Genomic DNA, 21,194 nt, shown 5'->3' with positions numbered 1-21,194 from the left:
TATAGATGCCAATTTTTCGCTATGAGGGAAGAAATTTGGATGGCTCTGCAGCAGCAGGGCAAATAGATGCAGCTAATGAAGAAGCTGCGGCAGAGTCTTTAATAAATAAAGGGGTGATTCCAACCACTATCTCTGTTGGCGGTGGAGGTGGTAGTGCATTAAATTTCGACCTCAAAGCCCTATTTACCCCCTCAATTCCGCTAGAAGTGTTGGTGATATTTTGTCGGCAATTGTATAGCTTGACCAAAGCCGGTGTACCATTGCTGCGCTCTATGAAAGGGCTGACGCAAAATAGTGCTAATAAGCAGCTCAAAGAGGCGTTGGAAGATGTTGGCCATGAGCTTACTAATGGTCGAGGCTTGTCGGCATCAATGCAAATGCATTCGAAAGTGTTTAGCCCTTTGTTTGTGTCCTTAATCAACGTGGGTGAAAATACAGGTCGTTTAGACCAAGCTCTACTGCAATTGGCAAATTATTATGAACAGGAGGTGGAAACTCGCAAGCGAATCAAAACCGCAATGCGTTACCCAACGTTTGTGATCAGCTTTATCCTTGTTGCTTTGTTTGTGCTTAATGTGAAGGTTATTCCTCAGTTTGCGAGCATGTTTTCTCGTTTTGGGGTTGATTTGCCTCTCCCCACTCGGATCATTATTACTACCTCGGACTTTTTTGTGAATTACTGGGGACTGATTTTGGCAGTTCTGCTAGGGGCCTTATTAGCCTTTAAAGCTTGGCAGCGCACTCCGAATGGTCAGGAAAAGTGGGATGAATTCCGCTTGCGTATGCCCATTATTGGTGACTTAGTTAATCGTGCTCAGCTGTCTCGTTTTTCTCGCACCTTCGCATTAATGCTAAAAGCAGGTGTGCCGTTGAATCAATCACTAGCACTTTCGGCAGAAGCTTTAGAAAACAAGTTCCTAGAAAATCGTTTGCTTGAGATGAAATCATCGATTGAAGCAGGCGGCACTATTTCATCCACAGCCAGCAACAGCCAAGTATTTACTCCTCTCGTACTGCAGATGTTATCTGTTGGTGAGGAAACAGGTCGTATTGACGAGCTGTTACTTGAAGCGGCAGATTTTTACGATCGTGAAGTCGATTATGATCTTAAAACGCTAACCGCGCGAATTGAGCCTATATTATTAGTAGTAGTTGCAGCAATGGTGCTTATCCTTGCCTTGGGAATATTCCTCCCCATGTGGGGAATGCTTGATGCTATCCAAGGTTGATATGGTGATTAGCGCTGATAGATCGCGACTTGTCCTCTGGCTGGTTGTGATCTGTGTATTGCTTTTGAGTTTGCTGACTGCGGTGGAAAAGCTGCAAAGAGATATGAGTGAAACAGCTTTTCAGTTGGCGGGCAAAAGAATGCTTGAGAGAGCAGGGTTTTACAAACAGCAATGGATGTTAAAAGGGCAACCAGACCAATTAGAGATTGAAGGACTGCAAATTATTTTTTCACCCAGCGGGTGGTTGCTGCCAACAAATGATGAGAAGGCTTCTAGCTGTCAATCTTGGTTTAAACTCTTGTATCCAGAGCAAAGGGTACTCGATGAAACGCCAAAGCAGATAATAGAGCGCTTCGATACAGGGCGCTATGATTGTAAATATATCTTTGCTCAGGGCAGACAAATTCGGGTTCAGCTAGAAGAAGATAAGTTCAGCATTGGTATTGATAATGGCGAGATTAAAAATTAAAACATTTATATTGGTTATAATTGGCGCATTAAGTATAATTCGCGCCGCTATTTGGCGGGTTGATAATTATGCAAAATAAGCAGTCAGGTTTCTCCTTAGTAGAGCTTGTGGTGGTGATTGTTATTGTCGGTTTGTTAGCAGTAGCAGCTTTGCCGCGTTTTTTAGATGTGACTGATAGCGCTAAAAAAGCCAGTGTAGAAGGCGTTGCAGGAGGTTATGCCACTGGGGTTTTATCTGCACGAGCCCAGTGGGAAGCGGAATCTCGCCCTTCGATCACTCTAAATACAGAAACTTACAACAGTGTTAATTATGACGGCGTGGAATTTTGGCTTACTAGGGCCAAAAACGCCAGTAACACTGACACTGGGTTTCGAGATGGCTATCCATGGGCGGTAAGGAAAACTGGTGACACCAGTTTTCCTACAGCCTTGACCGATGATATTTGTGTCGATTTGATGGAAAATTTACTGCAAAACCCTCCGGCTGTTGAGGCAGCAGCAACGGCCAGTAGTAGCGATAATGTTAAATACTCAGCACAAGCCGAGAATGATGAACGCTGTACTTATATCCAAAAAGTCGGCGGTGTTGACAATCAATTTGTATATGAAATTAAAACAGGCCGCGTTATTGTCACCTTGCAATAGCCGCCCGAGTAATGGATAAGAGAGATGTAGCATGATGAAAAGACAAGCCGGATTTACCTTGATTGAACTGGTTGTGGTGATTGTAATTTTAGGTATCTTAGCCGTAACGGCAGCACCTCGTTTTCTTAGTCTACAGGGTGATGCACGTCAGGCAAGTTTACAAGGCCTGAAAGGCGCGATAGATGGTGCTGCTGGTATTGTATATGGTAAGGCCGCCATCGAAGGTGTGGAGACTGCTTCTACAGCAACTAATGTAACCGCAGGTGGGACAACGGTCAGTACTATTTTTGGTTATCCTACTGCTAATGCCGCTGGAATTGGCGCTGCCGTTACGGGGTTAGACACCGATTGGGCGGTGGCCGCAAGTGTTGCTGATACCTCTATTACTTATGGTTTTACTGGAACGCCATCAGCGACTTGTGCTGTGACCTATACACAGGCTACTTCAGGAGCTGTTGCGACTTCTAGTGTGATTGATTCTGGTTGTTAGGCACTTGCTAAAAAGGCCAGCGATACTGGCCTTTCTCTAGTTTTTAACTCTTTATTTAACTAAGACAAGCTTAGTGCCTGCAATGCTATTTACTATCTATAATTAGACCACGCCCATCACTTATGTAAGGTTTTTATGCTCAGTAGGCACAACCATGGCTTTACGTTAGTTGAACTTATCACCATTGTTATCCTACTTGGGATAGTATCTGCATACGCTTCGAGTCGGTTTTTTGGAAAAAGCAGCTTTGATGCCCAGCTTATCGAGCAAGAAGTGCTTTCCTCTTTACGATTAACTCAGCTTCGTTCTATGAATCGTAGTGGTTTTTGTGGACGTTGGTTGATGAGCAATAACCAATTGATGCAGGTCTCGCCAGCGCTATCCGCGGGCTCATGTAGTACCACCCTTCCCACAGACACCAGTGACAGCAGTTATGTAAATGGCCAAGAAGCCAATGTACAACTTAGCCTTGAGGCAGATGGTAATGTCAATTTTATTGATTTTGACACTCTAGGACGCCCCGAACAGTGTTCCTCGGATTGCACAGTGACTTTAACTGGTCAATCTGGCGTGCAGCGCTTTATCTGTATCAATGCACAAGGGGGGATCTATGCCAATGCTTCAAGCTGCTAAGCTACGTGGTTTTACTTTGATTGAAATGATCATTGTCATCACCATTTTGGCGATAGTCGTTGGCGGGGTTTCTACTGCGCTTTTTCCAAGAAGTAAACAAAGCGCTGATCAAATTGCAGCTGTTAAGGCAGCTGAGCTAGGGCGTGCCGTGATAGATGAAGTACTAGGCAGAAATTTTGATCATAATTCAGGTCCAAATGGTGGCCTACCTGAATGCGTTTTGTCCGGCGTGTCAGGGGCCACTTGCACCATATCAACCGCTTTAGGCCCGGAAACGGGTTCAGGGGAGAGTAACAACACGCTGTATAATGATGTTGATGATTTTAATGGTTTTAATGGTAGCGCGCGAGATGTGCTGGGCGCGACCTTAAGTGAGGGTTATCAAGGTTATAACATTGCTATTGCGGTTTATTATGAGGATTTTAATGGTGGAGTGATGCAAGGCACGCTCTCTACCAACATCACCAATTATAAGCGAATAGAAGTGACGGTAACTGACCGTCAGGGTAACCAGTATCCGTTTGCGGTTATCAGAGGGAACTATTAATGCAACTAGAGCGCGGGCGTGGTTTTACCTTAATTGAAATGGTGATTTCTATTACCTTACTAGGTATTGTAGGGTTATTTATCGGTGAGGTGATTCGTCAATCTTTAGTGTCTTTTTCAGACTCAGCCAGTCGTGAAGCTCTTGTGCAACAAGGACGGTTTGTCACTGAAAGACTACGCAGAGAGATTCGAGAAGCTGTGCCTAACAGCGTGGTTGTCAGCAATGATTGCATTGAAATCTTACCCATTACCAATAGTGCGATTTATATCGATCTTCCCTCTCCTTTAGCGGTTTCTTCTGCTATTCGAGTGTTGCCAATTGAAAAGAACATACCGGCCAATGAGCGAGTTGCTGTTTATCCAACAAGTGCGGCTGAGCTCAGAGCTGATGTGGTGTCCATTGGCCAAACGGCCCAAGTTCAGACAGCGGTTGATTTTGCCGTGAGTGGGGCGATGACAAGTATGGTCGATGTGACTTTGACCCAATTAAGCGGATTTGCGACGCTTAGCCCTGCTGATCGCCTGTATTTCTATCGAGAGCCTGTAGCTTTTTGTCTTGTGGGTAATGAGTTATTGCGCTATTCCGGCTATTCTTTGAATAGAGCCTCGTTAGCGCCAGCGTCGCTAAATACTGGAGTTCGGGTTGCGGGTAATCTCACGGATGTGAACTTTATCGTTGAACAGCCACAGTTGCAACGCAATGGTTTGGTGAAAATGGAACTCATATTTGAGGACAACGGAGAACAGGTAAGATTTGATCATGATGCGCTTATCTATAACACGCCGTAAACAAACTGGCAGTGGCCTGCTGCTGGTGGTGTTTATTATTGTGGTTGTGGTTGGCTTTGTCGCCGCAGTGGCTAACCGAAACCAAGAGCGTAGCAGCGATCAGTTTATTGCATCTGTAATCGGAACAAGAGCGGAACTGGCGGCGCGCTCTGCCGCTCAAATTGAGCTTAGCCGTTTCTATCAAACCCCATCTAGCGGCAGCTGCCAATCTCTCTCTGTCCAAACGATAACCCTGCAAGGTACAGGTTTTTTTCAATGCTCGGCAAGCGTTAGCTGCGTCAATGTTGGTCAACTTGACGATAGTCGTAATATTTTCCAGATCACATCTACAGGGACCTGCAGTGTGGGAGATTGGCAATTGCAAAGAGTAATACAAGTCGGGGTGCGCGACGATGCGTAAGTTTATTGCGGCAATGCTCTTAATGTGGACTACGTCAACTTTTGCTCAAGAATTTGTTTTATCTCCCACGCCATCTGAGAGAGTGTTACCTTCTTGCTCCACAAGCTGGTCTTTCTCTTTTGGTTCAGGGACGGACACCTATCGATGTCAAAATGGTAAGGTTGAATTGTCTTCTAATGATACGATTCGGGCTACTGGTGATTCTATATTAGATGCTGATGATGGATTTGATTTTGATGGTGGGAACACAGTTGGTGATGCCACATACGGCATTGATCTGGAGTCTAGTTATGGTTCGTTAGATTGGTCTGAAAGCAATAATAAGCTTTATGGAGGTTTTGACGCCAGTAGCTCGTCCGTATCACTCAAAGATGTAGAGTTTACGGGAGGGATAGTCACTGGCGGAGATATTGTCCTTGAAGACAGTAATATTGGTGGGTCTGTAAGCTCGCAAAACAACAAAGTGGAGATTAAGCGGACAGAAATATCGGGAAATATTGATGCCAATGGTGAAATTAAAATAGAAGAATTGTCGAAAGTAACGGGCAATATCACAACGCCAAATAATAAAGTTACAGTCAAAGAATCTGAAGTGACGGGTAACATTTCGGCTAATGGTGATATTACGGTAGAAGAATCCCAAATTGTTGGCGATCTCAGTTCACCAAATAACAAAATTACGGTAAAAGAATCGGATGTTACTGGAGATGCTAATGCCAATGGAGAAATCACCATAGAGGATACGGTATTTATTGGTGATATAACCAGTTCCAATAATTCGGTCAAATTGGAAGATGGTTCAGAAATTGTCGGTGATGTGACAGCCGGTCCGCCGACCTCTGGTACCGTATTCGTCAATGGAGGTAGTACGGTTGAAGGAAGCTGTTTATATAACCAATCGCCTAATAACTCTTGTGGCGTTGATCCTTTGCCGAATCCCATCGCTTTATATCATCTAGAAGAACCAACATGGTCGAATATTGCCAGTGAAGTTAAAGATTCATCGGGTAATACCCTTAATGGTAGGGCTTTTGGCGGCGCTCTGACTGCTACAGCGTCACCAGCCTTAGCATCTATCAATGACTCGGGAACTTGTGGCTATGGCGTTTTCGAGCATAACAACAATCAGTTTGTTGAAATCCCCGACAATAACTTGCTTGATCTTAGCAGTCGATTGACGATTTCTGCATGGATATACCCGACGAGTCTTCCGAGTGGTGGTGGATTGCATACCATTGTGTCGAAAGACACCAATTATGAGTTTCATTTAGATAGCTCTGGACGTTTATATTGGTGGTGGGAAGAGAGCAATACCAATTGGAGGAGTTTGACCAGTTCAACCTCTATACCTCTCAATGAGTGGACTTTTGTCACTGTTAGATATCGCACCAATGGCAATAATACTAGGGCGCAAATATACATAAATGGGGAACGTCGAGCCTCTTCCAACAGTGGTAGGAATCGTTTTCTTAATACTAATGCAAGGACGTTAAGAATAGGGCAAGACTACAACACGACCACCCAAGGTTTTGATGGTTCTATTGATGAAGTGCAGATTTTTGATGAATATTTGGATGAAGCAGAAATTCGCCGTTTGTATCGCCAGCGTCATAGTTGCAGTATGACGCCTACTCCTCAATGCTTTACCGATGATTTTAGTTCTAGCCCACTTTCAAACCTTTGGGTGACCTCAACCAGTAAAGGCTCTTTTCAACCACAAATTATCAATAATAGATTAAGGTTTACACAGGCGGTTCGCAATCAAGCAACGTCCTCTACCTATCAGCGTTTATTCCCAGCTGCGGATAACTTAGTTGAAATTGAGTTTGATCATTTTGCTTATGGAGGTAACGGGGCGGACGGTATCGCCATTGTTCTATCTGATGCCCTTATTACGCCCAGAGCCGGTGCTTTTGGTGGACCTCTGGGCTATGGCTTTAAGCCAAACGAACCTGGTTTTGCTGGTGGTTGGCTCGGGGTTGGTATCGATGAATATGGTAACTTTTCCAGAGAGGGGGGAGAAGGCTCTACACCTGGGCGTAGGCGGCAATCTGTTGCTATTCGCGGCTCCGGGGTTGATGAAACAGGTTATCGGTACTTGGCGGGAGCATGTAATAATGGACAGACTAATACAGGGGGGAACTGCCTATCTCCTACCGTTGATAACAATAACTCGGGTTCAATTCACCGTTATCGCATTGTTGTTGACTCGCAAGTCAGTAATCAATCTCAGGTTGAGATTTCACGCAAAATAGGCAGTGGGAGTTGGCAGTCTATTGTTGGTCCAGTCAATGTTTTAGCTAGTCAGTTTAATCAGGCAGCAGTGCCTGCTGACTTTCTACTATCCGTAACTGGTTCTACTGGTAGTGTGACCAATATTCATGAGATAGACAATTTTGAAGTGTGTGCGCTTCGATCGCGCCCCATCAATGAGCAAATCGATCACTTTCGTATCACCCATACGGGACAAGGAGTGACTTGTAATCGTTCTGAAGTCACGATTCAGGCTTGTAAAAATGCGACTTGTAGCGAGTTATTTACCGATACGGTTACGGTTTCTCTCGACCCATCGACTGTTTCAGGCGGTGGCGGTTGGGAAGGGGGCTATTCACAGAGTTTTACTGGTGGTTCTGGGACCTTTTATATCAGAAAATATCAACCGGGCACGATAACTTTGGATGTTATGGGTTCTAATCCACCTGCTCGACCATTTTCTACCAATTTATGCCAAATAGGCAGTGGAGGCTGGAGCGCATCAAATTGTGACCTAGTTTTTTCTGACAGTGGTTTTGAAATTGATGTTCCCGATAAATACGCCGCTGAAGCTGTAGAGGTGACCATAAGTGCAGTTAAGCAGGGTGACAGTAATACAAAGTGTGATGTGGGGTTTGGCAATGTGACTAAAAGTGTGGCCCTTTGGAGTCAGTATTTAAACCCCTCAGCACCTGAGATAATTGGTGATCCTAAAGTGTCTGTTGATCCAACTGGAACCTATATTGAACTCAATACAAGTGAGTCAGGAGCTGATAATTTTGATTTGGCCTTTGATAGTAATGGCCAAACCAAGTTTAATCTTAATTATGACGATGCAGGGCAGTTACAACTGAATGCTAAATTTACTGGTACTGGGGATGAAAGTGGTTTGGAGTTAACTGGGGCCAGTAATTTCGTGAGTTTTCCTGCTTCTCTTGCTGTAGTGGCAAAGAATTCTGCTGGAGTTGAAGAAGAGTGCACCAGTATCGATGCGTTTTGTAATTGGTTCACTAAAGCAGGTGCGAATTTTAATCTGGAAGTCACAGCGCTAAGTCAAACCAACCAGCCAACGCCCAACTACACACATAGCGGTATCGATGTTGCTCATAAATTGGCATCGCCTGATACTGCGACTTCTCAAGACGGCACGATAAGCACGGTAAGCTATGATCATTCTGCTGTGGTTGGCAGCACCAATATTGTTCCCCAGTCTTTATCAGAAGTGGGAGTGTTTGATTTTACCATTACTCCTCCAGCAACATTCAATGGTAGTAACGCAAAAACCATTGAACCCGCTCAGAGTGTGTATCTGCGTTTTATCCCCGCCTACTTTGCAGCGTCTGTTTTTCAATCACCTACGCTGCAAGCAACTTGTAACAACAGCTTTAGCTATATTGGCCAGCCTTTCAGTTATCTCCTTGCTCCCCGTTTAGCGCTAAACCCAAAAGCTACCAATGGCGCTGATGTCACAAATTACCAGTTTGGCGACTTTTGGCGTTATGACAGTAGTTGGCCTGCGCGTACATACAGTGATACTAATACCAGTGAATTAATTAGTTTTGATGAAGATGCAGCAAGTGTCGGTAGATTTACAGATCCCACCAATGCCTCCGTAGTGCAACTAAATAATGAACAGATCACCTACACCAAGAGTGCGAGCCCTATAAACTCTTTCTCAGCAAATCTTCAGCTCACTTTGGGTGCGAGCGATATCACCGATCAAGACAATGTTTGTTATAAAATAGCCGATTCTGATTCGAATGCTGATTGCTTAGGTATTAGCTTTAACAGCGACAATGCAATGCAGCTATACTGGGGCAGGTTACTCCTTAATGATACCTATGGCTCTGAGCTTTCTGCGCTAAGGCAAAGACTTGAACTACAGTATTACAACAGCAACCAGTTCGTCACTAATACTGCGGATTCTTGTACAAACTTTGATAGCGTCACCAACTTTTCTTTTGTTTCAAGCGATTACACGGTTATCACCAGCGGCAGCCCGACGCCGCCTGAGGTTAATGTCTCCCTGACATCAGCCACGGCTAGCAACGGCGAGTCTTGGCTTGAGTTCAGTGCGCCAGGCTCTGGGAATACGGGGACGATTACCTCGTCTTTTGATATGCAAAGTAACGGAGTACCGTGGCTTAGAGAGGATGTCGATAATGATGGCAGTCTCGATGATGATAACTCGGTGTCTGGGCAAGTTCAGTTTGGCACCTACCGAGGAAGCGATCGCGTTATCTGGTGGAATGAGCAAGACTAGCGTTTTTTCCTAGTGTTCAAAAAAAACGTCACACTCTATAAATACGCTCTATTCATTGCGTGATTTTTCGACTTCGGTTAGGAATCTGTTAGAAATAACGGATTTCAACCTATGTTTATAGCTCAACACCTTGCTGATATGGCTAGGCATTGGTACATTTAGTGCAAATTTCTATCTTCTAATTCTTTCAGGACGAGCGAAGAATATGTTCAAAAAACTTCGTGGCATATTTTCTAATGATCTATCTATCGATTTAGGTACTGCCAACACTCTTATTTACGTCAAAGGACAAGGTATTGTTCTTGACGAGCCTTCAGTCGTCGCTATCCGTCAAGACCGTAACAGAGCAGGTAAAAGTGTTGCTGCTGTGGGGCACGGAGCGAAACAAATGCTTGGCCGTACTCCAGGTAACATTTCTGCAATTCGTCCAATGAAAGATGGCGTGATAGCGGACTTTTATGTCACCGAAAAAATGTTGCAGCATTTTATTAAACAAGTGCATGACAACAGTGTGCTAAAACCAAGCCCACGGGTATTGGTTTGTGTGCCTTGTGGCTCTACTCAGGTTGAGCGCAGAGCGATTCGCGAGTCGGCGCTTGGCGCTGGGGCTCGTGAAGTGTATTTGATTGATGAGCCAATGGCGGCTGCAATAGGTGCCGGTCTTCGTGTTTCAGAACCTACAGGGTCTATGGTGGTTGATATTGGTGGCGGTACCACAGAAGTTGCTGTCATTTCGTTAAACGGTGTAGTGTATTCTTCGTCTGTGCGTATTGGTGGTGACCGATTTGATGAAGCCATCATTAATTATGTGCGTCGTAACTACGGCAGCTTAATTGGTGAAGCGACAGCAGAAAAAATCAAGCATGAGATTGGTTCTGCTTATCCTGGTGATGAAGTTGAAGAAATAGAAGTACGCGGCCGCAATTTAGCTGAAGGTGTGCCACGAAGCTTTAGCTTAAACTCGAATGAAATTCTTGAAGCTCTACAAGAGCCTCTTACGGGGATAGTTTCTGCAGTCATGGTTGCCCTTGAGCAATGTCCACCTGAGCTTGCATCTGACATTTCAGAGAATGGTATGGTTCTAACTGGTGGAGGTGCTCTATTAAAAGACCTTGATCGCCTTCTAACTGAAGAAACAGGTATCCCTGTTGTTATCGCTGAAGACCCGTTGACATGCGTTGCACGTGGTGGTGGTAAAGCGTTAGAAATGATCGATATGCATGGCGGCGATCTTTTCAGTGAAGAATAATCAGATTAGCCTGAATTAATATCGGGCCTATTTGAGAGTAAAAAAGGAACTCATATTCAATGAAGCCGATTTTTGGCAGAGGACCTTCACTTCAGTTACGATTGTTTTTCGCGGTCATTATGTCAGCCAGCCTCATGCTGGCTGACAGTCGTTTAGGTGCTTTTGCCGAAATACGTTATCTTCTCAATAGCATGGTAGCACCCATTCAATACTTGGCAGATGTCCCTCGCGTTATATTTGATGATGCGTATGAGCGATTTAATATTCGCCAAGACTTTATGGAAAGCAATTACAAACTTAAGCGTGAAATTCTGCGTCTTAAGAATGACATGTTACTGCTTGATCAGTACCGAGAAGAAAACCAACGTTTGCGTAAGTTATTAGGCTCTTCATTTGTACGTGATGAGCGTAAGGTAGTGACTGAAGTGATGGCGGTAGATACTTCGCCCTATCGCCAGCAAGTAGTGATTGATAAAGGTCAGATAGATGGTGTGTATGTCGGGCAGCCCGTTGCCAATGAGAAAGGGATTGTCGGACAAGTGACTTTTGTCTCAGCACATAATAGTAGAGTGCTTCTGCTGACTGACAGCCAAAGTGCGATTCCTGTTCAAGTCATTCGAAATGATATTCGTGTTATTGCTTCAGGTAATGGCTCAATAGATCGGATTAACTTGGATCATATTCCCATTAGTTTGGACATTGAGGAAGGGGATCTATTGGTTACATCTGGTCTTGGTGGTGTTTATCCAGAAGGCTACCCTGTTGCCCATGTGGCTAATGTGATGCGCGATACAGCACGAGAATTTGCGGCAATTGAGGCAGAACCTGTGGTTGATTTTGAACGTCTTCGTTACTTACTCCTTGTTTGGCCAAACGATTCTCGACAACATAAAGTTCAACAGGCATTGCCGCAAAACACGCAAGAGGTAACAGCTGGTGGCGAATAGTGTCTTAAAAGGTAAGATGGTTATTGCCTTTTCATTTTTGATTGCTTTAACCCTGCAAACCATTCCATGGCCAGGTGTTTTTGACCTATTGCGCCCTTCTTGGCTACTCTTGGTTACTTGCTATTGGGTGCTGGCTTTGCCCCATAGAGTGAACGTTGGTACCGCTCTGGTCCTGGGGCTTCTCTGGGACCTCTTGCTCGGCTCTACTCTTGGTATACGTGGCATGATGATGTCCATCGTTGTTTACCTAGTCGCACTGAACTTCTTAGTATTGAGGAATATGGCACTTTGGCAGCAGGCCATACTGGTTGGTTTGCTTTCTATGATGTTAGATGTGCTTATCTTCTCTGGTGAATACTTGGTTCAGGAGGTGGCATTTAATCCATTATTACTTTGGAGTGGTCTTATCAACGCCATTCTTTGGCCATGGCTGTTTTTATTGATGCGAAGGATCAGAAGACATTGGCATGTGAGGTAAAAATGGAACAGAAATTAATATTGGCCTCGGGCTCACCGAGGCGTAAAGAATTATTGTCTCAGCTAGGCTATCAATTTAGTGTTATCCGAACCGATGTAGAGGAGTCTCAAAGTTTGGATGAAACACCGACACAATATGTTGAACGTCTTTCTCAAGATAAGGCTTTAGCCGGATTAGAGATAGAAAGTGACGCTGTGGTGATCGGTTCAGACACAATCGTAGTGTGTGACAACAGGGTAATGGAGAAGCCCAATAATCTGGACCAGGCTAAGCAGATGCTTATGTCGTTGTCTAATCGTGCTCATCAAGTGATGACAGCCGTGACTATAGTAAGTAGTGAGCAACAAGAGACGATAGTTGTAACTACCGATGTTTGGTTCAAGCCTTTGTCAGAGGAAGAAATCGAACAATATTGGCAAACGGGTGAACCGTGTGACAAAGCTGGTGCTTATGGAATTCAGGGGATTGGAGGACGTTTTGTAACCCGTATTGAAGGTAGTTATCATGCTGTAGTCGGCCTACCATTATTCGAAACTGACCAGCTCTTGCACAAATTCTTATAAATTTAACATATTGAGGTGTACTCATGAGTGCAGAGTTGTTGATCAACGTCACCCCAAGCGAGACTCGAGTCGCTATGATTGAAGGGGGAAGCCTTCAAGAGATCCATGTAGAACGTGAAGCAAAACGAGGCATTGTAGGTAATATTTATAAGGGGAAAGTGAGCCGTGTTTTACCCGGTATGCAAGCAGCCTTTGTGGATATTGGTCTCGATAAAGCCGCGTTTCTTCACGCATCCGATATTGTTCCTCATACAGAATGTGTTGCTGAAAACGAAAAGCAGCAGTTTCAAGTTCGAGATATCTCGGAATTAGTCCGCCAAGGCCAAGACATAGTTGTTCAAGTCGTCAAAGATCCTCTTGGCACTAAAGGTGCTCGTCTTACTACCGATATTACGCTTCCCTCTCGTTATCTCGTCTTCATGCCTGGTGCCAGTCATGTTGGTGTATCACAACGGATTGAAAGTGAAGAAGAACGTAATCGTCTTAAAAAAGTAGTAGGTCATTATTGTGACGAGGAGGGCGGGTTTATTATCCGTACCGCAGCGGAAGGTGCTGATGATAAAGAGCTGTCCCAAGATGCCGCTTTTTTGAAACGTCTTTGGTCTAAGGTCAATGAACGTCGTTCTAAATATAAAACCCGTTCTACTTTGTATGGCGAGTTAGGGCTTTCACAACGAATTTTACGTGATTTTGTCGGTACAGAGCTGACCAAAATATTAGTCGACTCGCGATTAGAATTTGAGAATCTACAAGAGTTTACCTCAGAATACGTACCAGAACTGACCGATAAGCTTGAGCTCTATGATGGTGATAAGCCAATCTTTGATATGTATGACACCGAAAACGAGGTGCAGCGTTCGCTAGAGCGCAAAGTGGAGTTGAAGTCGGGCGGCTATCTCATCATAGATCAGACAGAAGCAATGACAACAGTTGATATTAATACTGGAGCTTTTGTTGGTCGCCGCAACTTAGAAGAGACGATATTTAATACCAATATTGAAGCCACTCAGGCAATAGCACGCCAGCTGAGGTTACGGAATCTAGGCGGCATTATCATTATCGATTTTATTGATATGATGTCGGAAGACCATCGTAAGCGAGTACTTACTTCATTAGAAGTTGCTCTAAATAAAGATAGAGTGAAAACGAATATTAATGGATTCACTCAGTTGGGTTTGGTCGAAATGACTCGTAAAAGAACCCGAGAGAGTATTGAACATGTTTTATGCTCAAGCTGCCCGACTTGTGAAGGTCGAGGTAGTGTTAAGACAGTCGATACCGTGTGCTATGAAATTTTGCGAGAGATCACCAGAGTGAATCGAGCATATGAGGCCGATAAATTTGTTGTTTACGCTTCTCCAGCAGTGGCCGATAACTTGCAAGGAGAAGAGTCTCACGCATTGGCAGAATTAGAGGTTTTTATTGGAAAGCAGGTTAAAGTGCAAGCTGAACCTTTATATGTTCAAGAGCAATTTGACGTAGTCATGATGTAGGCTGTTTGTGAATAGACTAACGACTCAATTTATTCTTCGAGGACTTTCGTGGCTAGCGGTTGTCCTCTGTGTCACTTTGGCTGTATTTGTCACAACCTTAAGGATAGCTCTACCACAACTTAACCATTTCAAGGGAGAAATTCAGCATTGGGTCAACCAAGGTTCGGAGCTGGATTTTGAAATTGATCAAATCAGTGGTTTTTGGCGTAACACCCACCCTTCAATATCACTGAAAAATGTTCAAGCTAATACCCCAGAATCAAGTGGGATCCACTTTTCAGTACAAACAGTTGAAGTTGAGTTTGATCTGGTTCAATCTCTGTTAGATATGAGGCCAGTCATCGCTGATCTTAGCATGAACAAACTCAACCTAGATCTGAGTTCTGTTGCATGGGCCCAATCTGGTGGTACAAAGGTTTTACAGCCTAAAACAGAACAGAGAAGCGTTATTGAAAAACTCGATCAGTTGTTGTTACGTCAGCTAGATAGTTTTCTTTTGCAAGACTCTGAAATTCGGATCCAAGGGGTTGATGGCTCAGTTCGAGAGCTCGATATCAGTCAGTTGTTTTGGCAAAACAAGGGTCGACACCACATAGCTGATGGTGAAGTTAGTATCGCTGATACCAATTTAAACTCTGCACAAGTTAAAGCGAATTTTGTTGATCATGGCTCTTTAGCTGAGGTTAGTGGTGAGTTCTATTTAGCAGTAGATAATGTACTGATTACACCTTGGCTAACTCAGTATTTACAAACCGAAACGGGTATTGAGAAGGGACAAGTAAGCCTCAATAGCTGGATAAACCTTGAACACAACCAACCTGTCAGTGCTTATGTTGAAATAGAACCTTCGGAACTTATTTGGCAAGAAGGTAAACAGCATGAATTGACGATTGAGTCAGGAATTTTAGAGTTAGAACCAAGTGAGCAAGGTTGGCAAGTCAATGCTCACGCCTTCAAGCTACGCACCGACCATGAACCTTGGCCTGAGCTTGATGCCGCATTTAGCTGGCAAGCTGAAGATTGGTCTCTTAATGTGTCACAGCTCGATCTAAAAGCTGTCGCTCCTCTGGCCAAGCTTTTCCCAAACTCGAAACAAGTATCGCAACTATTAGAAACATTGAATCTTGGTGGCTCTCTTGAAGACATTCGTCTATCAATGAGGGGGTCTGATTTTGATTCACTTAAATACTCGATGCAGCTTAATGATGGCTCAATGAAGCAATGGGAGCTATTGCCCGGCGTTGAACACCTTTCAGCTGACATATCAGGCAATCGTTACCAAGCTAAGTCCAAAGTAAGTCTTATTGATGATGTTTTACCTTATGGTGATGTATTTCAGGCGCCGCTTAACATTAAACAAGGTCAGCTAGATATTGTATGGCAAAGCGATACTAATGGTTGGGCGTTGTGGGCAGATAAAGTTTCTGTGGCGACTCCTGATCTTCAAGTGCTGGGAGAGTTTCGCCTTGATTTTCCCAAAGAGCAAAGTCCATTTTTATCATTTTATGCTGAAGCAGACCTTTATAATGCTGGAGAAACTTGGCGTTATTTGCCAGCATTAGCTCTAGGGCGTGATTTAACCGATTACCTATCGAGTGGCATTCAAGCGGGTAAGGTAAAAACTGCCAAACTACTTTGGTATGGCGAATTAGGTGACTTTCCATACAGCAATAATAATGGTGTATTTCAGGCATGGGTCGGTCTTAACAGTGCCAAATTTAGCTTTGATACCGCGTGGCCAACCATTACCGATCTGCAGCTTGATTTACTGTTTCAAAACGACTCGCTTTATCTCGACTCTCATGGTGCAACTCTCACTGATATAAAAGCAACGCGTATTAAAGGACAAATACCAAGGCTTGGGCCTGGTGGACACATAGAAATAGAAGCTAGTGCAGCCGGACAGGGAAATTCAGTAAGAGATTATATGATGTCATCACCACTGGTTGACTCAGTTGGCGCTGCATTGACCACGGTCCAAGTCAATGGGGAAGTGAAATCAAGTTTTAAACTTAATGTGCCTTTTGATTCTGACGAGGAAGTGCGAGCTTGGGGTTATGCAGACCTGACCAATACTAACGTTGCGATTAAAACCCCAGAAATGAATCTAGACAAGGTATCAGGACGTATTAAGTTTGATAATGATGTCGTTCGCGCTGCGGGGTTAACAGGAAAGTTACTAGAACAACCAGTTGCATTGGACTTTAGAGGGGAAAGTGCAGAGCAAGGGTACGATGTTAATATCGACGTGGTTGGTGATTGGGAGCTGAAACCTTTAGCTTCTTATCTTGGCAAACGCTGGATAGATCCAGTTAATGGCCATGCCCCATGGCAAATGGGCATTGCTATTCAACTTGATGATGTTGGATTTGCTTACCAAATTGATGCAAATGCTGATTTAAAAATGGTGTCTAGCGATTATCCTTATCCTCTTAAAAAAGAGCTCAATCAAACTTGGAAAGCGCGTATGCAAGCTTCAGGGAACCAAGAAAGTATCAGCGCTCGTTTGCAATTACCCAACCTTAAATACCAAACCGAAATTGATATTCGACCAGACACCCCTGTGCTCAAAGCCACAAATCTGGTCCTTGGTAAAGGTAGCTTTAAAATCAGCCCGATTTCTGGTCATCACGCGCAGGTTCGCCTAGATAAGCTCAACTTTGATCAATGGATGGATTTGATATCTAACTCGGACAGTGAAGGCAAAGCAGCCCTAGACAGTATGAATACGCCAGAAATCCCCATGCCTCATCGTATTGATCTTGATGTTGAGGAGCTAACGCTGGGAGGTATTTGGTGGAATGACGTAGATTTCAGAGCCAAGAGGAAGAACTTGGGTTGGCATATGAATCTAGAAAGCCAAGAGGCAGCAGGGGAGGCAAACTATATAGCGCCTTATGACCTTTCTGTATCTTTAGATAGACTACATGTCTATGTTCCTGCTTTAGATAAAGAATATAAAGATGTCACCTTGTTTAAAGCGGGAAGAGATCAACAAGAGCTTATTAGTGACTTTGAACGTTCTTTCCATGAGCATATTCCCAATATTACCTTAGCTATCGAAGACTTTTGGCTGCAAGGATATAAAGTTGGCAAAGCCTTTTTGGATCTAGAACGTCATGGGGAAGTGCTTGAGTGGAAAAAGTTAAATTTTGAGACTGGTCGCAGCAAGGTCGATATGAGCGGCTCGTGGCGACTTGGTGAGCAGCAAAGCCATACTCAGTTTAATATTAGTATGTCGGGAGAAAACAATAGTGATGTTATGGAGCGTTTTGGCATTACCTCTGGGATCCAGCAGGCCCCATTTGAGCTCGACTCTAAAGTCGAATGGGATGGCTCTCCATGGTCGATGAAAGTTAATACCCTTGAGGGTCATGTCGCTATGAAGTTAGGCAAAGGCCAAGTGACAGGAGCTTCTGGAGCGGCAAGGCTTTTAGGCTTGTTCAGTCTAGATTCCATCATACGTAAGATGCAGCTGGACTTTAGTGATGTGTTTGATGGCGGAATGGCATTCAACTCCATAACCGGAAGCGGTGATATCAAAAATGGAATATTCCTTACTAATGATATCAAAATGGATGCTTTGGCGGGTGAAATGACAATTAAAGGTCTAGCGAACCTTAACTCTAAAACCGTCGATGCAGAAGTTAATTTTGTACCCGATATTACCTCGGGTATTCCGGTTCTTACAGCATTTGCGGTGACACCTACAACGGCTTTGTATGTTCTAGCTATCACAACGGTGATATCTCCGGTGGTTGAAGTCTTTACCCAAGTTAATTATGAAGTTAAAGGGCCGCTTGAGAACCCTGAAGTTAAGGAACTATCGAGGAGTAAAGGAGAGTTTGAGTTACCAGAAACTCTGCGTGAAGCGATTAAATAGGGAAAATAAATCATGCCCAAGATAGCAATTATTCAGATGACTTCTGGGCCAGATCCTCAAGAGAATCTGGCCTATATTAAGCGTCAGGCGACATTGTTGGCCGAACAAGGTGCAAAGCTCATTGTTACACCTGAAAATAGCTTAGTCTTTGGAAGTCGTGACGATTATCATAAGGTTGCAGAGCCATTGGCTGAAGGGGTGCTTCAGAGAGAGTTATCACAGTTAGCAAAGTCTGCTGCGACCTTTCTGGTTATTGGGAGTATGCCGATTCGCCGAGCAAAAGGAGTAACGACGACATCCTTGGTATATAATTCCCAAGGTGAGTTAATGTCATACTATGACAAGTTGCATATGTTTGATGTTGATGTTGCAGACTCTCACCAGCGTTACCGAGAATCCGAAACATTCACACCAGGGGATCAAATAGTCACAGTTAATACTCCCGTTGGTCATCTAGGTTTATCAATTTGCTACGATGTGCGTTTTCCTCATTTATATAGTGAATTAGCTCAGCGAGGAGCCAATGTTTTACTGGTTCCAGCAGCCTTCACGGCAGTAACGGGTGCCGCGCATTGGGAGTCACTGCTACGTGCCCGTGCAATTGAAACTCAAAGCTGGATTATAGCGTCCAATCAAACTGGAACTCATCCATGTGGTAGAGAAACTTGGGGGCACTCAATGGTAATATCCCCATGGGGGGAGGTTATTTCAAGTTTAAGTAACCTTCCAGACAATTTAGTCGTTGACTTGGATTTAGACCGAGTTGAAGCAGTGCGCTGTGCGATGCCAACACTCAAGCACATTCGCTTTGAAACCCATTTAAATGTTTAAGAGCTAACTATGACAATAAATCATGTAGAAGAGGCATTGCTATCTTCAGGGTGCCTGACCGCACAGGACATAGAACAAACGTTGGCAAGTATTGCCACGCGTCAGATCGATTATGCCGACATTTATTTTCAGTCGAGTTGGCATGAGTCATTAGTTCTTGAAGATAGTATTATTAAAGACGGCTCTTTTAATATCGACCGTGGTGTCGGTGTTAGAGCGGTGGCAGGTGAAAAAACAGGCTTTGCCTATTCGGATCAAATCCAGCTAGACGCACTTAAACAAAGTGCTCTTGCGGCAAGAGGCATTGCTCAGCAAGGTCAGAGCGCTCAAGTTCAGCCTTTGCAACCGATTAGAAGTCAGCAGGTTTATGATGCTGTAAACCCATTGGAAAGTTGGCAAAAACAACAAAAAACACAGCTACTCAAAGAATTGGATGCTTATATTCGAGCCAAAGAGCCTCTAATTAAAGAAGTATCGATAAGTCTTAGCGGTGTACATGAACAAATGCTTGTTGCTGCAACCGATGGTACATATGCCGGTGATATTCGCCCATTGGTTCGACTATCAATCAGTGTCCTAGCCCAGCGTGGCGAGCGTCGTGAACGAGGCAGCGCTGGTGGTGGTGGACGTTTTAACTATGACTTTTTCCTCACTCAAGAACAGGGCAGTAAAGTCGCTTATCAATATGCAGATGAGGCAATCCGCATGGCATTGGTTAACCTTGAAGCAGACGCTGCGCCTGCTGGAGCTATGCCAGTAGTATTGGGAGCTGGCTGGCCTGGTGTGTTATTGCATGAGGCTGTTGGACATGGATTAGAAGGGGACTTTAACCGTAAAGAGTCGTCAGTCTTTAGTGGTAAGGTGGGGCAGAAGGTAACATCGGAGCTTTGCACTATTGTCGATGATGGGACTTTGAAAGATCTCCGCGGTTCACTCAACATTGATGATGAAGGTGTTGCTGGTCAGTACAATACCCTGATTGAAAATGGTGTATTGAAGGGCTATATGCAAGATAAACATAATGCTCGCTTGATGGGCGTAGAGCCGACAGGTAATGGACGCCGCGAGTCTTATGCGCACCTACCTATGCCTCGTATGACTAACACTTATATGCTGCCCGGCAAGCATGCTCCTGAAGAGATAATTTCTACAGTAGAGAAGGGGTTGTACGCACCTAACTTTGGTGGCGGACAAGTTGATATTACCTCTGGTAAATTCGTATTCTCAACCTCAGAAGCTTATCTTATCGAAAAGGGCAAAATCACACGTCCAGTTAAGGGAGCGACCTTAATAGGATCAGGTATCGAAGCCATGCAGCAAGTTTCCATGGTTGGTAATGATTTGAGCATAGATCGTGGTGTGGGTGTATGCGGTAAAGCGGGGCAGAGTGTTCCTGTCGGAGTAGGGCAGCCAACGCTTAAGTTGGATTCCTTGACGGTCGGCGGTACTGACTAGTCACTCTAATATGGGTTGGTATAGTCTGCCAACCCTAGAAGATATAATTGAGCTAAGTGTATAAAAAAAGCCTCATCACATGATGAGGCTTTTTTAAAAGTGGCTCCCCCTGCGGGACTCGAACCTGCGACATACGGATTAACAGTCCGCCGTTCTACCAACTGAACTAAGGGGGAATTATATGGTGCCGACTACCGGAATCGAACTGGTGACCTACTGATTACAAGTCAGTTGCTCTACCTACTGAGCTAAGTCGGCACTTTATCAACGATAATAATCATTGACCTTAAATATGGCTCCCCCTGCGGGACTCGAACCTGCGACATACGGATTAACAGTCCGCCGTTCTACCAACTGAACTAAGGGGGAATAAATGGTGCCGACTACCGGAATCGAACTGGTGACCTACTGATTACAAGTCAGTTGCTCTACCTACTGAGCTAAGTCGGCACATTTTATTTTGTTATTGCTTGTGAATAGACACCAACAATAAATAAATTGTGGTGCCCGGAGGCGGAATCGAACCACCGACACGAGGATTTTCAATCCTCTGCTCTACCGACTGAGCTATCCGGGCAA

Annotated in this window: 17 protein-coding genes and 5 tRNA genes; 17 read left to right on the top strand and 5 right to left on the bottom strand. The window is 44.3% G+C overall.

Going from position 1 to position 21,194, the window contains the following annotated elements; translation table 11 throughout:
- Positions 1-5: 5 nt before the first annotated feature.
- The 17 genes from MHN79_RS18900 to tldD all read left to right on the top strand — a co-directional run bounded on the left by MHN79_RS18900 (position 6) and on the right by tldD (position 20,615).
- Positions 6-1,229, top strand: a complete 1,224-nt coding sequence (locus tag MHN79_RS18900; RefSeq protein ID WP_239174282.1) for a type II secretion system F family protein — start codon at positions 6-8, stop codon at positions 1,227-1,229.
- A complete protein-coding gene (locus MHN79_RS18895; protein ID WP_239174280.1) occupies positions 1,213-1,698 on the top strand; it encodes an MSHA biogenesis protein MshF in 486 nt (161 codons plus the stop codon). The genes MHN79_RS18900 and MHN79_RS18895 overlap by 17 nt, the downstream gene beginning before the upstream one ends.
- Positions 1,699-1,766: 68 nt before the next feature.
- Positions 1,767-2,342 carry a prepilin-type N-terminal cleavage/methylation domain-containing protein gene (locus MHN79_RS18890; RefSeq protein WP_239174277.1) on the top strand — a complete coding sequence of 192 codons (576 nt, stop codon included), beginning with the start codon at positions 1,767-1,769 and terminating at the stop codon, positions 2,340-2,342.
- A 34-nt stretch (positions 2,343-2,376) separates the two neighbouring features.
- Complete coding sequence (locus tag MHN79_RS18885) at positions 2,377-2,832, top strand: prepilin-type N-terminal cleavage/methylation domain-containing protein (protein ID WP_239174323.1); 456 nt, start codon at positions 2,377-2,379, stop codon at positions 2,830-2,832.
- A gap of 135 nt (positions 2,833-2,967) precedes the next feature.
- The gene (locus MHN79_RS18880; protein ID WP_239174274.1) at positions 2,968-3,465 is read left to right on the top strand and encodes a type II secretion system protein; all 498 of its coding nucleotides are present in this window, start codon (positions 2,968-2,970) and stop codon (positions 3,463-3,465) included.
- The gene (locus tag MHN79_RS18875; protein WP_239174271.1) at positions 3,443-4,012 is read left to right on the top strand and encodes a type II secretion system protein; all 570 of its coding nucleotides are present in this window, start codon (positions 3,443-3,445) and stop codon (positions 4,010-4,012) included. Before MHN79_RS18880 ends, MHN79_RS18875 begins: the two co-directional genes overlap by 23 nt.
- Complete coding sequence (locus tag MHN79_RS18870) at positions 4,012-4,800, top strand: type II secretion system protein (RefSeq protein WP_239174269.1); 789 nt, start codon at positions 4,012-4,014, stop codon at positions 4,798-4,800. The genes MHN79_RS18875 and MHN79_RS18870 overlap by 1 nt, the downstream gene beginning before the upstream one ends.
- Entirely contained in the window at positions 4,772-5,200 is a 429-nt protein-coding gene (locus MHN79_RS18865) for an MSHA biogenesis protein MshP (RefSeq protein ID WP_239174267.1), read from the top strand. Before MHN79_RS18870 ends, MHN79_RS18865 begins: the two co-directional genes overlap by 29 nt.
- Positions 5,193-9,716, top strand: coding sequence for a DUF6701 domain-containing protein (locus MHN79_RS18860; protein WP_239174265.1), 4,524 nt, complete (start codon positions 5,193-5,195; stop codon positions 9,714-9,716). Before MHN79_RS18865 ends, MHN79_RS18860 begins: the two co-directional genes overlap by 8 nt.
- A 205-nt stretch (positions 9,717-9,921) precedes the next feature.
- Complete coding sequence (locus MHN79_RS18855; protein WP_114787462.1) at positions 9,922-10,965, top strand: rod shape-determining protein; 1,044 nt, start codon at positions 9,922-9,924, stop codon at positions 10,963-10,965.
- 59 nt (positions 10,966-11,024) lie between these two features.
- Positions 11,025-11,912, top strand: coding sequence for a rod shape-determining protein MreC (gene mreC / locus MHN79_RS18850; RefSeq protein WP_160932356.1), 888 nt, complete (start codon positions 11,025-11,027; stop codon positions 11,910-11,912).
- On the top strand, positions 11,902-12,390 hold the full coding sequence (gene mreD / locus MHN79_RS18845) for a rod shape-determining protein MreD (protein ID WP_160932358.1): 489 nt from the start codon (positions 11,902-11,904) through the stop codon (positions 12,388-12,390). Before mreC ends, mreD begins: the two co-directional genes overlap by 11 nt.
- A gap of 2 nt (positions 12,391-12,392) precedes the next feature.
- Positions 12,393-12,953, top strand: a complete 561-nt coding sequence (locus MHN79_RS18840) for a Maf family protein (protein ID WP_160932360.1) — start codon at positions 12,393-12,395, stop codon at positions 12,951-12,953.
- A gap of 23 nt (positions 12,954-12,976) precedes the next feature.
- Positions 12,977-14,446: a ribonuclease G gene (gene rng / locus MHN79_RS18835; protein ID WP_239174263.1), complete on the top strand. Its 1,470-nt coding sequence runs from the start codon at positions 12,977-12,979 to the stop codon at positions 14,444-14,446.
- 7 nt (positions 14,447-14,453) lie between these two features.
- Entirely contained in the window at positions 14,454-18,329 is a 3,876-nt protein-coding gene (locus tag MHN79_RS18830; RefSeq protein WP_239174261.1) for a YhdP family protein, read from the top strand.
- A 12-nt stretch (positions 18,330-18,341) separates the two neighbouring features.
- Positions 18,342-19,160, top strand: a complete 819-nt coding sequence (locus MHN79_RS18825) for a carbon-nitrogen hydrolase family protein (RefSeq protein ID WP_239174259.1) — start codon at positions 18,342-18,344, stop codon at positions 19,158-19,160.
- Positions 19,161-19,169: 9 nt separating this feature from the next.
- Positions 19,170-20,615, top strand: coding sequence for a metalloprotease TldD (tldD, locus tag MHN79_RS18820; protein ID WP_239174257.1), 1,446 nt, complete (start codon positions 19,170-19,172; stop codon positions 20,613-20,615).
- Positions 20,616-20,715: 100 nt separating this feature from the next.
- Here the strand turns inward: tldD and MHN79_RS18815 are convergent.
- The 5 genes from MHN79_RS18815 to MHN79_RS18795 form a co-directional block, all read right to left on the bottom strand.
- A tRNA-Asn gene (locus tag MHN79_RS18815) sits at positions 20,716-20,791 on the bottom strand.
- A gap of 6 nt (positions 20,792-20,797) precedes the next feature.
- Positions 20,798-20,873, bottom strand: a tRNA-Thr gene (locus MHN79_RS18810).
- A 35-nt stretch (positions 20,874-20,908) separates the two neighbouring features.
- A tRNA-Asn gene (locus tag MHN79_RS18805) sits at positions 20,909-20,984 on the bottom strand.
- 5 nt (positions 20,985-20,989) lie between these two features.
- Positions 20,990-21,065 (bottom strand) — tRNA-Thr (locus MHN79_RS18800).
- A gap of 51 nt (positions 21,066-21,116) precedes the next feature.
- Positions 21,117-21,192, bottom strand: a tRNA-Phe gene (locus MHN79_RS18795).
- Positions 21,193-21,194 lie beyond the last annotated feature (2 nt).

Source organism: Vibrio sp. Of14-4 (genome assembly GCF_022347625.1).
Taxonomy (GTDB): Bacteria; Pseudomonadota; Gammaproteobacteria; order Enterobacterales; family Vibrionaceae; genus Vibrio; species Vibrio pristinus.
This window is presented reverse-complemented; position numbering and strand designations above follow the sequence as displayed.